The following is a 14,024-nucleotide window of genomic DNA, read 5'->3' as shown; positions in this document are numbered from 1 at the left end:
GCTGTCATTACTTGACGACGACCTTGCCTTTCATCATCGAGATGTGGCCCGGGAAGGTGCAGAAGAAGCTGTAGTCACCACCGGCTTCCAGCTTGGAAGTGTCGAACTTCACTTCGGTCTCTTTTTCCGGTGCGCCGATCATCGCAGTGTGGGCGATGATGTTGGCGTTATCTTCCTTCAGGTAGCCCTTTTCGATGCCCTGGGTCATGCCTTCAGTGGCAATGGCCTGCATGTCGGTAGTCTTGCTGATCACCAGGTTGTGGCCCATGACGTTCTTCGGCAGGTTGCCGGAGTGGGTCAGTTTGACGGTGAACTCCTTGCAGCTCTTGTCGACGGTGAATTCCTTGGTGGTATAGGACATCTGGTCCGTCGATTCGACAGTCACCGAGCATTCGGCTGCAAAGACAGAGGCGCTGGCGAGGGTCAGCAGGGATACCGCTACAGCTTTCGCAAACATCATGAATCTCCTTGGCAGGGTTTTATCAATTGCGAGACTGCCTGAAACCGTTCGGCCCCTTGCTGATATGGGTCAAGGGGGGTGTCAACAGGCCAGCCAGTAGAATTGTTCAATGGATTGTATACAACCAATCTAAGAGCACATCATGCCCTTTTACTAGACGATGGGACAACCTCTCATTTAGGAGCAATACCAAATGCCCATCTCTGCCTTCATCAACAGCCTGCTCGCCGCCTATGCCCACGGGGCCACGGGTGCCATCTGCGAATTCTCCCGCCCGGAATGAACACGGCCTTGGAAGCGACGGGCATGCGCCGTACCCTGTCCACCTGAGTGACAGGAGATGAGCAATGCCCGTACGTTCCGTTTGTGTGTTCTGCGGCGCCAGCATCGGCGCCAACCCTGCCTACCGTGAAGCCGCCATCGCACTTGGCCAGGCCATTGCGCGTCGCGGCCTGACCCTGGTCTATGGCGGCGGTGCGGTCGGCCTGATGGGCACCGTAGCCGACGCGGCCATGGCGGCCGGTGGCGAAGTGATCGGGATCATTCCCGAAAGCCTGATGAACGCCGAAATCGGCCACAAGGGCCTCAGCCGCCTGGAAGTGGTCGACGGCATGCATGCACGCAAGGCACGCATGGCCGAGCTGAGCGATGCCTTCATCGCCCTGCCGGGTGGGCTGGGTACGCTGGAAGAACTGTTCGAAGTCTGGACCTGGGGGCAACTGGGCTATCACGCCAAGCCACTGGGGCTGCTGGATGTGAACGGCTTCTACGAGAAACTGGGCGGGTTCCTCGACCATATCGTCGAAGAAGGCTTTGTGCGGCCGCAACATCGGGCGATGTTGCTGCTGGGGCAGCAGCCGGACGCGCTGCTGGACGGGATGGACCGTTTTGTGGCGCCGGTGGTGCCGAAGTGGGTCGACAAGCAGCCTGATTGAAGCTGAGATTTTTGGGACCGCTTTGCGGTCCTTTCGCGGCACAAGGCCGCTCCTACAGGGAATCGCGGTTTCTTGTAGGAGCGGCCTTGTGCCGCGAAAGGGCTGCAAAGCAGCCCCAAAATAGATCAATCAGCGCGGAATAACGGGCTGACGCGGCTTCTTGTTACCCTTGCCGCCCTTGGCTGCTTCCTTGCGTTCCTTGGCCGCCTGCTGGTTACGCGCAAACGCCTCGGCCTTGGCCTTCTCACGCTTGTCCCACGGCTTGCTGCCATCGCTGCCACGCGGTGGCAGGCCGGTGTGCTGGGTGAGGATCTTCTGGTCCTTGCCCACCTTGTGGCTGCCCGCTGGCGTCGAGTTCTTGCGGCGCGCGCTCTGATACGTGTCGGATTGCGGCTGGTGCAACGGGATCAGCTGGTGCTTGCCCGGCCCAATCAGGTCGGCGCGGCCCATACGCTCCAGGGCTTCACGCAGCATCGGCCAGCCCTTCGGGTCGTGGTAGCGCAAAAACGCCTTGTGCAGGCGGCGTTGCTCGTCGCTCTTGACGATCTCAACCCCTTCACTCTTGTAGGTCACCTTGCGCAGCGGGTTCTTGCCCGAGTGGTACATGGCCGTGGCCGATGCCATCGGCGACGGGTAGAACGCCTGCACCTGGTCGGCGCGGAAGCCGTTGCCCTTCAGCCACAGGGCCAGGTTCATCATGTCTTCGTCGGTGGTGCCCGGGTGTGCGGCGATGAAGTACGGGATCAGGTATTGCTCCTTGCCCGCCTCTTTCGAGTATTTCTCGAACATACGCTTGAAGCGGTCGTAGGAGCCGATGCCCGGCTTCATCATCTTGTCCAGCGGGCCACGCTCGGTGTGCTCCGGGGCAATCTTCAGGTAGCCGCCAACATGGTGGGTTACCAGTTCCTTGACGTACTCCGGCGACTCCACGGCCAGGTCATAGCGCAGGCCCGAGGCGATCAGGATCTTCTTCACACCTGGCAGGGCGCGCGCCTTGCGGTACAGCTCAATCAGCGAGCTGTGGTCGGTGTTGAGGTTTTCGCAGATACCCGGGAACACGCACGACGGCTTGCGGCAGTGCTTCTCGATTTCATGGCTCTTGCAGGCGATGCGGTACATGTTGGCGGTCGGCCCGCCAAGGTCGGAGACCACGCCGGTGAAGCCCGGCACCTTGTCGCGCATTTCTTCGATCTCGTGCAGGATCGACTCGTGCGAGCGGTTCTGGATGATGCGGCCTTCATGCTCGGTGATCGAGCAGAAGGTGCAGCCACCAAAGCAGCCACGCATGATGTTCACCGAGAAACGGATCATCTCGTAGGCCGGGATGCGCTCCTTGCCATAGGCCGGGTGCGGCACACGGGCGTAAGGCATGCCGAACACGTAGTCCATTTCTTCGGTGGTCATGGGGATGGGTGGCGGGTTGAACCACACATCCACTTCGCCGTGCTTCTGCACCAGGGCGCGGGCGTTGCCCGGGTTGGTCTCCAGGTGCAGCACGCGGTTGGCGTGGGCATAGAGCACCGGGTCGTTACGCACCTTTTCGAACGAAGGCAGGCGGATTACCGACTTTTCCCGGGTCACGGCCGGGCTGTCGAGAATCTGCACCACCTTGGCTTCGTTCGGGTCTTCCTGGTCGCCCTTGGCCTGCTCGATGGCGCAGGCCTGGGTGTCCTGGGTGTTCACGTACGGGTTGATGATCTTGTCGACGCGGCCCGGGCGGTCGATGCGGGTGGAGTCGATCTCGTACCAGCCCTGCGGGGTATCACGGCGCACGAACGCGGTGCCGCGGATGTCAGTGATGCTCTCGATCGTCTCGCCACTGGCCAGGCGCTGGGCCACTTCCACCACCGCACGCTCGGCGTTGCCGAACAGCAGGATGTCGGCGCTGGCGTCGATCAGGATCGAGTGACGCACCTTGTCCTGCCAGTAGTCGTAGTGGGCGATGCGGCGCAGCGAAGCCTCGATGCCGCCGAGTACGATCGGCACATGCTTGTAGGCTTCCTTACAGCGCTGGCTGTACACCAGGCTGGCGCGGTCCGGACGGCTGCCTGCCAGGCCACCAGGGGTATAGGCATCGTCGGAACGGATCTTTTTGTCGGCGGTGTAGCGGTTGATCATGGAGTCCATGTTGCCCGCGGCCACGCCGAAGAACAGGTTCGGCTCGCCAAGCTTCATGAAGTCGTCTTTCGACTGCCAGTTCGGCTGGGCGATGATACCTACGCGAAAGCCCTGGGCTTCCAGCAGGCGGCCGATGATGGCCATGCCGAACGACGGATGGTCGACGTAGGCATCACCGGTCACGATGATGATGTCGCAGGAATCCCAGCCGAGCAGATCCATCTCCTGCCTGCTCATCGGCAGGAAAGGTGCTGGCCCGAAGCATTCGGCCCAGTACTTGGGATAGTCGTAGAGTGGTTTGGCTGCTTGCATGTCAGTGACCGGTTCTGGTGTGCAGGGAAATCGCGGGCGCGGAATATAGCACAAATTTTGACCAAATCCGACTGTCTTCGTGGGGATTGGTGGGTTGGGCGACGGTTGGGTGAAGGCTGCCAGGTGCATGGCTTGAGGCTTGTGGTGGAGTCGCAAGGTGTCCGACACAGCAGTTTCTGCGCCTGTGAGATCGAGCGCCGCCCGCGCGGCGCATCGCGAGCGAAGCTCGCTCCTACGTTTGTTTCGGGCCAATTTTTCCTGGGGGATTTGCGCGCGAACGCCTTGGCGCATGGCGCGATATCGCGTCGTACAAACAAGGCGGTCGCGCGCGCCTGTCACAGGCGAAACTGGCCCGAAACAAACGTAGGAGCGAGCTTGCTCGCGATGCGCCGCGCGGGCGGCGCTCGATCTCACAGGCGCAGAAACTGCTGTGTCGAACACACGGCGGCCTTCATGCAGCCTGAAGGCCAACCCCTCACTGCTTCATGCCGGCCCTTTCGCGGGCACGCCCGCTCCCACAGGTACTGTGCAAGCCTGAAAGCTGTGGTGATCCTGTGGGAGCGGGTTCACCCGCGAAAGGGCCCGGCCAGGCGCAATATCAATCAAGCCTTACGGTGGGCATTCGGCCTGAGTAGAGCTGTGTTCAAGGAAAGGGGATTGAGGGGTGGATCGGGAAAAATTTTCAGCATGCTATAGCTCTCTGTAGATTCACATAGAGCCGCACTCATGACTTGCAGTGTGATGGGTGGCGGCCACGTACGGGTCTGCAAGACCGGACAGAGAACGAAAACCGGCAGGTTCGAAAACCTCCCGCACGCAGCCACCATCAAGCGAGCCCAATGGCGTGCCATTGGCTTGCGGTGAACAACATTCGTTCCTGATCAGGCTTGCAGGCCCGGTCGCTGTTTTTCCAACGACAGGGCCAGACTAGGCCGCCCAGAAAACCACCGCAATGGTGTAAAGGCCGTAGGAAGCTATTTCAGAAATGGCCTACGCGCAACGGGAAAAATCTGATTATTGACAGGTTGCTGCGCCTGTCAGATCGAGCGGCGCTCGATCTCATAGACGCTGAAATTGCCGCGACGAGTACATGGCCGCCTTCATGCAATACGGAGTCAGCCCCTAGTGCTTGAACCCCCAACAGCAATCGCCCTTTACTCGTCATCGTCGAAGTTGTACATGCCCGGCGCAAGGTTTTCGAAGCGGGTGTACTTGCCGATAAACGCCAAGCGCACGAAGCCAATGGGGCCGTTACGCTGTTTACCGATGATGATTTCGGCCACGCCCTTGTGCTCGGTCTCGGGGTGGTACACCTCGTCCCGGTACACGAACATGATCACGTCGGCGTCCTGCTCGATTGCACCCGATTCACGCAAGTCGGAGTTCACCGGGCGTTTGTTGGGGCGCTGTTCCAGGGAGCGGTTCAGCTGCGACAGGGCAATGACCGGGCAGTTGAACTCCTTGGCCAGGGCCTTGAGCGAGCGGGAGATTTCGGAAATTTCGTTGGTGCGGTTGTCACCGGAAGAGCCCGGGATCTGCATCAGCTGCAGGTAGTCGACCATGATCATGCCGATTTCACCGTGCTCACGCGCCAGGCGACGCGTGCGCGCACGCATTTCCGACGGGCTGATGCCGGCGGTATCGTCGATGAACAGCTTGCGGTCGTTGAGCAGGTTGACTGCGGAGGTAAGCCGCGGCCAGTCGTCGTCGTCCAGCTGGCCGGAACGCACCTTGGTCTGGTCGATACGGCCCAGGGACGACAGCATACGCATGATCAGCGATTCACCTGGCATCTCGAGGGAGAACACCAGCACCGCCTTTTCGCTGCGCAGCACGGCGTTTTCCACCAGGTTCATGGCGAAGGTGGTTTTACCCATCGACGGACGGCCGGCGACGATGATCAAGTCGGCTGCCTGCAGGCCGCTGGTTTTCTCGTCCAGGTCGGTGTAGCCGGTAGAAATACCGGTGATATCACTGTCGGAGTTGAACAGCGTATCGATGCGGTCGATGGCCATGGTCAACAGCTCGTTGACACCTACCGGGCCGCCGGTCTTTGGCCGTGCCTCGGCGATCTGGAAGATCTGCCGCTCGGCATCGTCCAGAATCTCTGCAGCGTTGCGCCCCTGCGGGTTGAACGCGTTGTCGGCAATGTCCGTGCTGATGCTGATCAGCTGGCGCAGTGTGGCCCGTTCGCGAATGATCGCGGCGTAGGCCTTGATGTTGGCCACGGACGGGGTGTTCTTGGCCAGTTCGGCCAGGTAAGCCAGGCCGCCTACCTGCGAGGACAGGCCTTCCTTGTCCAGCTGCTCGTGCAGGGTCACCACGTCAAATGGCTGGTTGGCATCGGCCAACTTGTGCACGGCGCGGAAGATCAGCCGGTGGTCATGCCGGTAGAAATCGCCGTCCGACACCTGGTCCAGCACTCGCTCCCAGGCCTCGTTGTCCAGCATCAGGCCACCGAGCACGGCCTGTTCGGCCTCGATGGAATGCGGCGGCACCTTCAGGGCGGCGGTTTGCAGGTCTAGCTGTTCGGAGGTGGTGATCTCGTTCATGGCCACGAAATAATTCTGGAGGATGAAAAAGACAAAGGGCACGGCCTGTACTAAACAGGACCGTGCCCGATGTTAACCGCCTGACCCGCAAGGAGCCAGCCAGTTAGCGCAGCTTAGGCAGCTACGACGACCACGCGTACGGTGGCTTCAACGTCGCTGTGCAGGTGCACGGCTACGTCGTATTCGCCAACCTGACGGATGGTGCCGTTCGGCAGACGAACTTCAGCTTTGGCCACTTCAACGCCGGAGGCGGTCAGGGCGTCAGCGATGTCGTGGGTGCCGATCGAACCGAACAGCTTGCCTTCGTCGCCAGCGGTGGCAGTGATGGTCACTTCCAGCTCGGCCAGTTGGGCAGCGCGGCTTTCAGCCGACGATTTACGGTCAGCAGCTGCTTTTTCCAGCTCGGCGCGACGCTCTTCGAACGCAGCCAGGTTGGCGGCGTTGGCAACGGTGGCCTTGCCGAATGGCAGCAGGAAGTTACGGCCGTAACCAGCCTTAACTTTTACTTTGTCGCCCAGGTTGCCCAGGTTAGCGACTTTTTCCAGCAGGATCAGTTCCATTTGGTAAAACCTCTTAACTTTTAACCTTCACCGTTCGCGGAGTCATTCCCCTTGGGGGACTTGCGACCGCGAAAATCAATCAGGCTGTCGACAATGGCCAAAACCACCAGCAACGGATAAATCAGCTGCATGATCAGCGGTAGCGTTACGTACATGCCCACCAGCCAGAAACCGGCCAGTCGGCCCTGTGCCACCAGCCCATGCATCAAAGCGATGCCGGCCAGTACCAGTACCAGGCTCGAAGCCGATGCCAGGATGATGAACTGCGGCCCGATAAACGGAGCCACCACCATCACTGCCACCAAGACCGCCATGGTCTGTTTTGGCAACTTCAGGGCGCGAAACTCGCGACCGAAGCCTCCAGGGTTGTACAACGCTGCCTGCCAGTAGCGCGCCAGCACCAAGGCCAGCACACTGAACAATTGCACCGTCACTGCTGTGGAAGCGACCAGCACAGGGCGGATCAGCTCACCGGAGAGTACCGGCTGCCCCTCGATTTTCGGCATGGCTTCGGCAAACGCCTTGGCCAGCACATCGAAGGTTTGTGCCAGCGCCAGATCGAGCACGAGGCTGAAAGCCACGGCGAACACGGCACTGACCAGCAACACCCGGCTCCAGGGATGCTCGGCACGCAACATGGCGGCCAGGGCCAGGGCACCCGCAATCACCAGAAAGGTGATGGGATCGCCCATGACCCACACGGCCAGACCCGCCAGCAGGCCGCCGGCGATGACCGTTGTAGCATCCTTGAACCCACGCCGCAGCAGCACAAGGCTGCAGGCAGCGGCACTCAACCAGAACAGCAGCGGCAGTACCGCGCTGATGACCACCACGAGGGTGGCCTGCACACGACCGCGCATGATGAAACTTGCTAACGCTCGCATGCTAATCCCTTACTGCTTGTCGACGGCCCGGTCTCAGCGGCCGTGGCTGTCGGTGTAGGGCAGCAGGGCCAGGAAGCGGGCGCGCTTGATAGCGGTAGCCAGCTGACGCTGATAACGAGCTTTGGTACCGGTGATGCGGCTTGGAACGATCTTGCCGGTTTCGGATACGTAAGCTTTCAGGGTGTTGAGATCTTTGAAGTCGATCTCTTTCACGTCTTCAGCAGTGAAGCGGCAGAATTTACGACGACGGAAGAAACGTGCCATTTAATAGGCTCCTCTAAAGGTCCGTGGATTACTCGTCAGCGTTATCGCTGGAGTCGCTGTCATTGCTGTCGTCGCCTTCGGCGGAGTCAGCATGCTCAGGACGCTCACGACGCTCACGGCGCTCGCTGCGGTTTTCTTCAGCCTTCAGCATCTCGGACTGGCCGGTAACGGCTTCGTCGCGACGGATGACCAGGTTACGGATAACGGCATCGTTGTAGCGGAAGTTGTCTTCCAGCTCGGCCAGGGCCTTGCCGGTGCACTCAACGTTCAGCATCACGTAGTGAGCCTTGTGAACATTGTTGATTGCGTAGGCCAGTTGACGACGGCCCCAGTCTTCCAGGCGGTGGATTTTGCCACCGTCTTCTTCGATCAGCTTGGTGTAACGCTCAACCATGCCGCCGACTTGCTCGCTCTGGTCCGGGTGAACCAGGAAGATGATTTCGTAATGACGCATGAATGCTCCTTACGGGTTAGTAGTCTGCCAGCGTATCTGGTCAGACAAGGAGTGAATGACACTGTATGTCTTGCACGGAGGGGAGGCACATGAGCGCCTGCCAGCTCGGCAAGGGGCGCAATTGTAGAGAAGGCGTGGCGCACAAGCAAGGCAATTGGCGAATATTTGAACAGCCTGAAACATATTCACAGGCTACCGGCCCTTTCGCGGGTAAACCCGCTCCCACAGCGCCCCACTGCTTGAAAGCCAGTGAAAAGCCTGTGGGAGCGGGCGCGCCCGCGAATGGGCCGGAACAGGGTGAAGATCAGCGCTTGGCCTGACGCTGACGCACGGCTTCGAACAGGCAAACCCCGGTCGCCACCGAAACGTTCAGGCTGCTGACGCTACCGCCCATCGGCAACTTCACCAGGAAGTCGCAATGTTCACGGGTCAGCCGGCGCATGCCTTTGCCTTCTGCGCCCATGATCATCACCAGAGGCCCGGTCAGGTCCTGCTGGTAGATCTCCTGCTCGGCCTCGCCGGCAGTACCCACCACCCACAGGCCACGCTGCTGCAGTTTCTCCAGCGTGCGCGCCAGGTTGGTCACGGCCACCAGCGGAATCACCTCTGCCGCGCCGCACGCCACCTTGCGCACTACAGGCGTCAGGGTCGCCGACTTGTCCTTGGGCACCAGCACCGCCGTGGCACCGGCCGCATCGGCCGTGCGCAGGCACGCGCCAAGGTTATGCGGGTCGGTGACACCGTCCAGTACCAGGATCAGCGGCGGCGTTTCGGTGCGCTCGAGCAACTCTTCGAGCATCAATTCGCCCCACACCTGGCTTGGGCTCACCTCGGCGACAACGCCCTGGTGCACGCCTTCGACCCACGCATCCATCTCACGGCGCTCGGCCTGGCCAACCTGCACGCGGTTTTCCGCAGCCAGCGCCAGCAGCGTCTGCAGGCGTGGCTCGCTGCGCCCTTCCGACAGCCAGATCTGCTTGACCCGCTTCGGATGGTGCTTCAGCAATGCCTGCACGGTATGCACGCCGTAGATCTTTTCCAGCTGACTCATGACTTGCTCTTGCTCTTGCGTGGCGCACCGGACTTCGGCGGGCCTTTACGGTGCTTGGTCGGCTTGCCGGCGGCCTTGCCACCTTTGTCCGACTTGCTGCTCGACGAGCTGCCGGTGCGGGCATCGCTCATCAGCGCCTTTTTCATTTCACGGCTCTTGCGCACTTCGGCGTTACGCTGCACGGCGTCTTTCGGGAAATACGCCTCGGAGGTTTCGCTCTTGCGGCTGCGCGGCTTCGGCGTGGCCCTGGCCTCGACCGGTGCTGGCTCGGGCTTGTCGGCTTTGTCGGCAGCCGGCGCGGCGCCGCGCTGCTTGCGGCCAATCGGCGCAGCCAGCGTCTTGTCGGCCACTTCGAAGTCGATCTTGCGCTCGTCCAGGTCAACACGCATGACCTTGACTTCAATCGTGTCGCCCAGGCGGAAGCTGCGCCCGGTGCGCTCACCGGACAGGCGGTGGTGGACCGGGTCAAAGTGGTAGTAGTCGCCCGGCAGCGCACTGACGTGCACCAGGCCTTCTACATAGATATCGGTCAGCTCGACGAACAGGCCGAAGCCGGTCACCGCGGTGATCACGCCTGGGAAGGTTTCGCCCACGCGGTCCTTCATGTACTCGCACTTGAGCCAGTTGACCACGTCACGGGTGGCTTCATCAGCCCGGCGCTCGGTCATCGAGCACTGCTCGCCAAGCTGCTCGAGGGTGTTTTCGTCGTACGGGTAGATGCGCGCCTTGGGGATGCTCATGGCGCCGGCACGCTTGACGTGCGGGGTGTCTACCTTGGAACGGATGATGCTGCGGATGGCGCGGTGCACCAGCAGGTCCGGGTAACGGCGGATCGGCGAGGTGAAGTGGGTATAAGCCTCGTAGTTCAGGCCGAAGTGGCCGTTGTTCTCGGTGCTGTAAACGGCCTGGCTCAGCGAGCGCAGCATGACCGTCTGGATCAGGTGGAAATCCGGGCGCCCGGCGATGCTCGCCAGCAGGGCCTGGTAATCCTTCGGCGACGGGTCTTTGCCCTTGTGCAGGCTCAGGCCCAGCTCACCCAGGAAGGCACGCAGTTTTTCCAGGCGCTCCGGCGGCGGGCCGTCGTGCACGCGGTACAGTGCCGGCACGCCGTGCTTCTGCAGAAACTCGGCGGTGGCCACGTTGGCCGCCAGCATGCATTCCTCGATCAGCTTGTGGGCTTCGTTGCGCACGGTCGGGCGAATTTCCGCGATCTTGCGCTCATCGCCGAAGATGATGCGGGTTTCCTGGGTCTCGAAGTCGATGGCACCGCGGGTGTGGCGGGCATCCAACAGCACCTTGTACAGGTTGTACAGGTTCTTCAGGTCAGGCACGACCGCCTTGTACTCCTCGCGCAGCGCCTTGCCCTCACGGGTGCGGGCGTGCTCGAGCATGCTGCTGACCTTGTTGTAGGTCAGGCGGGCGTGGGAGTGGATGACACCTTCGTAGAACTGGTAGTCGACCATCTGGCCGGCTTTGTTCATGGTCATTTCACAGACCATGGCCAAGCGGTCGACGTGCGGGTTCAGCGAGCACAGGCCGTTGGACAGCTCTTCGGGGAGCATCGGCACCACGCGCTCGGGGAAGTACACCGAGTTACCGCGCTGCTGGGCCTCGACGTCCAGGGCCGAGCCAAGGCGCACGTAGCTGGACACGTCGGCGATGGCCACATACAGGCGCCAGCCACCGGAGAACAGGCGCAGCTTGCCCAGCGGTTCGCAATAGACAGCGTCATCGAAATCGCGGGCGTCTTCACCGTCGATGGTGACGAACGGCAGATGACGCAGGTCGACGCGCTTCTCTTTGTCTTTGTCTTCGACTTCGGAGCGGAACTTGCGCGCTTCCTTGACCACATCATCGGGCCAGACGTGCGGGATGTCGTAGCTGCGCAGGGCAACGTCGATTTCCATGCCCGGCGCCATGTAGTTGCCGATGACTTCCACCACGTCGCCTTGCGGCTGGAAGCGCGGTGTTGGCCAGTGGGTGATCTTGATCTCGACGAACTGGCCGATCTTGGCACCACCGTTACGCCCGGCGGTCACCAGCACTTCCTGCTGGATCTTCGGGTTGTCCGGGGTTACATAGCCGATGCCGCCCTCTTCAAAGTAGCGGCCGACCACGCTTTCATGGGCACGGGAGATGACCTCGACGATCACGCCTTCACGGCGCCCACGGCGGTCGGTACCGGAAACACGCGCCAGCGCGCGGTCGCCATCGAAAGCCAGGCGCATCTGCGACGGGCTGAGGAACAGGTCATCGCTGCCATCATCGGGAATGAGGAAACCAAACCCATCGCGGTGGCCGGAGATACGGCCGCAGATCAGGTCGAGCTTGTCCACCGGGGCATAAGTGCCGCGCCGGGTATAGATAAGCTGGCCATCGCGCTCCATGGCACGCAGGCGGCGGCGCAGGGCTTCGATCTGGTCTTCTTCATACAGACCAAACTCTTTCGCCAGCTCCTCGCGCGCAGCGGGCTCGCCGCGGTCGGCAAGGCGCTGCAGGATCAGCTCACGGCTGGGAATGGGGTTGTCGTATTTTTCCGCTTCGCGAGCGGCCTCGGGATCGAGGGATTGCCAATCGGCCATCAGAAGGGGTTCACCTTGGGGTATATAGATAGGAATTCTGGCATAGGCCTATTGAAACCGGAAATGTCTGCCTTGGACAGCCCCCACTGCTGTGCATCCAGAACGGTAATAGGCCTGTGGAATCAACAAGTTGAATTTTTTGAAATTTTTTTTGATTGGGGGGTTTACAGCCTTGGGGAGCGTCCGTATAGTGCGCACCACAACGACGGACAACCCCGACGTTGTAGTAGAGATGAACGGCGCTGTAAAGCATCTTTTAATCTCGAATGTGTGCCCAGGTGGCGGAATTGGTAGACGCGCTGGTTTCAGGTATCAGTGACCGCAAGGTCGTGGAAGTTCGAGTCTTCTCCTGGGCACCAAATATTTTCAAGTAACAGATGACCAAGGATCTGTTACTACTGTGTGAAAGCGAACGATAGTCGCCTTCTACAGATGATGTAAAGCTTTGCCCAGGTGGCGGAATTGGTAGACGCGCTGGTTTCAGGTATCAGTGACCGCAAGGTCGTGGAAGTTCGAGTCTTCTCCTGGGCACCATACAAAAACCCACTAGCTTGCTAGTGGGTTTTTTCTTGCCTGCGTTTTTTGCCTACCCCTCCCTACCCGTCATCTCTTCCATTGCAATCCAGAATGATTCCTATCTAGGATTGAGCTTTCTCTCATGGAGCGAGCGAACGATGAGCATGGACCTGACCACCCCTCACCCACTGCAAGCGTGCTGGGACCTGCAACTGGCGGGCCTCGCCGCCGATGCCTTGCGCGTAGCACTGTCGATCAACCTGTTCGAACACCTCGAGCAATCCATCGTCCCGGCCCAACTGGCTACAAAGCTGGACCTGGAACCCTTCAATACCGGCTACCTCCTGGAAATGCTCTGGGCCCAAGGGCTGCTCGAGCGCGACGAACAAGGCAGCCACTACCGCAATGGCGAAACCGCCCAACGCTTTTTGACTCGAAGTGCCAGCGACTACTGCGGCGACGCCCTGCTCTTCCGCCATCAAGTGCTGCGCCAGGCTGGCCAGCCACTGGAGCACGCACTGCGCAATGGCTTGCCACCCGCATCAGCCCCCACCCCGGAAATGGCTCAGCGCTGGGCCGAGGCGGCTCGCGTGCAGATTGCCCAGGAGCAGCAGGCGGTTACTGTGGATGTGGCGCGCGCGCTGATCGAACGGTTGCCGCAGGCACCGCGCCTGCAACGGATACTGGACCTGGGCGGCGGGCCTGGCCTGGTCGCCATCGCCCTCGCCCGGCAGCTACCGGATTTGCACGGGGTAGTGTTCGACTTTGCCGAAACTGCAGCAGTGGCCCAGGAGAATATTGTTCGCGCCGGGCTGGAAAAGCGCCTTGGGGTCATTGGCGGGGATCTGGATCGTGATGATTTTGGCAGTGGATACGACCTGATCTGGTGCTCCTCGGTGTTTCACTTTGCCCACGACCTTGATGAATTGCTGCGGCGATTGCATTCGGCGCTGAACCCCGGCGGCGTGCTGGTGTGCTGCCATGCCGAGGTACCAGAAGACAAACAGACTGCGGCGCGGGTGCTGCCTTATTACCTGCATATGCGCATGCAGGGGCGGTATGTGTTGCCCGCTGGGGAGCTGGCCGAGAGGTTGCGCCACACGGGGTTTGTCGACGTGCGGCAGGAGGATGGCCTGAGGTACCCGGTTGCTCCGGTCACTGCGGTGATTGCCAGCAAGGTGTAATCCTGTTGCGGCCTTTTCGCGGGCTTGCCCGCTGCCACAGGCACACCACAGGTTTGAAGACTGCACGATACCTGTGGGAGCGGGCAAGCCCGCGAAGTGCCCAACACAACTCTCGAAGACTGAACGATGGTCTGCCCATGAATTTCTCGTCA

At 60.8% G+C, this 14,024-nt stretch carries 11 protein-coding genes and 2 tRNA genes; 4 read left to right on the top strand and 9 right to left on the bottom strand.

What is annotated here, in order from left to right; all coding sequences use genetic code 11:
* Window positions 1-7: 7 nt before the first annotated feature.
* A complete protein-coding gene (gene azu, locus N805_RS24975; RefSeq protein WP_026034454.1) occupies window positions 8-457 on the bottom strand; it encodes an azurin in 450 nt (149 codons plus the stop codon).
* A 350-nt stretch (window positions 458-807) separates the two neighbouring features.
* On the opposite strand from azu, the gene N805_RS24970 reads away from it, so the two are divergent.
* Window positions 808-1,395: a TIGR00730 family Rossman fold protein gene (locus tag N805_RS24970; RefSeq protein ID WP_019471457.1), complete on the top strand. Its 588-nt coding sequence runs from the start codon at window positions 808-810 to the stop codon at window positions 1,393-1,395.
* 129 nt (window positions 1,396-1,524) lie between these two features.
* Here N805_RS24970 and N805_RS24965 read toward each other — a convergent pair whose 3' ends face one another.
* The 8 genes from N805_RS24965 to rnr all read right to left on the bottom strand — a co-directional run bounded on the left by N805_RS24965 (window position 1,525) and on the right by rnr (window position 12,172).
* The gene (locus tag N805_RS24965; RefSeq protein ID WP_026034455.1) at window positions 1,525-3,825 is read right to left on the bottom strand and encodes a YgiQ family radical SAM protein; all 2,301 of its coding nucleotides are present in this window, start codon (window positions 3,823-3,825) and stop codon (window positions 1,525-1,527) included.
* A 1,154-nt stretch (window positions 3,826-4,979) separates the two neighbouring features.
* On the bottom strand, window positions 4,980-6,377 hold the full coding sequence (gene dnaB / locus N805_RS24960) for a replicative DNA helicase (protein WP_019471349.1): 1,398 nt from the start codon (window positions 6,375-6,377) through the stop codon (window positions 4,980-4,982).
* A gap of 113 nt (window positions 6,378-6,490) precedes the next feature.
* Entirely contained in the window at window positions 6,491-6,937 is a 447-nt protein-coding gene (rplI, locus tag N805_RS24955; RefSeq protein WP_012316464.1) for a 50S ribosomal protein L9, read from the bottom strand.
* 20 nt (window positions 6,938-6,957) lie between these two features.
* The gene (locus N805_RS24950) at window positions 6,958-7,821 is read right to left on the bottom strand and encodes a hypothetical protein (protein WP_016489435.1); all 864 of its coding nucleotides are present in this window, start codon (window positions 7,819-7,821) and stop codon (window positions 6,958-6,960) included.
* Window positions 7,822-7,854: 33 nt separating this feature from the next.
* On the bottom strand, window positions 7,855-8,085 hold the full coding sequence (gene rpsR, locus N805_RS24945; protein ID WP_003249563.1) for a 30S ribosomal protein S18: 231 nt from the start codon (window positions 8,083-8,085) through the stop codon (window positions 7,855-7,857).
* Between the two features lie 28 nt (window positions 8,086-8,113).
* Window positions 8,114-8,539, bottom strand: a complete 426-nt coding sequence (gene rpsF / locus N805_RS24940) for a 30S ribosomal protein S6 (protein ID WP_003249557.1) — start codon at window positions 8,537-8,539, stop codon at window positions 8,114-8,116.
* A 304-nt stretch (window positions 8,540-8,843) separates the two neighbouring features.
* On the bottom strand, window positions 8,844-9,590 hold the full coding sequence (gene rlmB / locus N805_RS24935; RefSeq protein ID WP_019471348.1) for a 23S rRNA (guanosine(2251)-2'-O)-methyltransferase RlmB: 747 nt from the start codon (window positions 9,588-9,590) through the stop codon (window positions 8,844-8,846).
* Complete coding sequence (gene rnr, locus N805_RS24930) at window positions 9,587-12,172, bottom strand: ribonuclease R (RefSeq protein ID WP_019471347.1); 2,586 nt, start codon at window positions 12,170-12,172, stop codon at window positions 9,587-9,589. Before rnr ends, rlmB begins: the two co-directional genes overlap by 4 nt.
* 272 nt (window positions 12,173-12,444) lie before the next feature.
* Here rnr and N805_RS24925 point away from each other — a divergent pair.
* From N805_RS24925 to N805_RS24915, 3 genes are all read left to right on the top strand, one after another.
* A tRNA-Leu gene (locus N805_RS24925) sits at window positions 12,445-12,531 on the top strand.
* A gap of 88 nt (window positions 12,532-12,619) precedes the next feature.
* Window positions 12,620-12,706 (top strand) — tRNA-Leu (locus N805_RS24920).
* A gap of 140 nt (window positions 12,707-12,846) precedes the next feature.
* Window positions 12,847-13,872 (top strand): methyltransferase domain-containing protein, encoded by a 1,026-nt coding sequence (locus N805_RS24915; RefSeq protein WP_019471346.1) that lies wholly within the window; start codon window positions 12,847-12,849, stop codon window positions 13,870-13,872.
* The last annotated feature ends 152 nt before the right edge of the window (window positions 13,873-14,024 follow it).

This window comes from Pseudomonas putida S13.1.2 (genome assembly GCF_000498395.2).
GTDB lineage: Bacteria > Pseudomonadota > Gammaproteobacteria > Pseudomonadales > Pseudomonadaceae > Aquipseudomonas > Aquipseudomonas putida_Q.
This window is presented reverse-complemented; position numbering and strand designations above follow the sequence as displayed.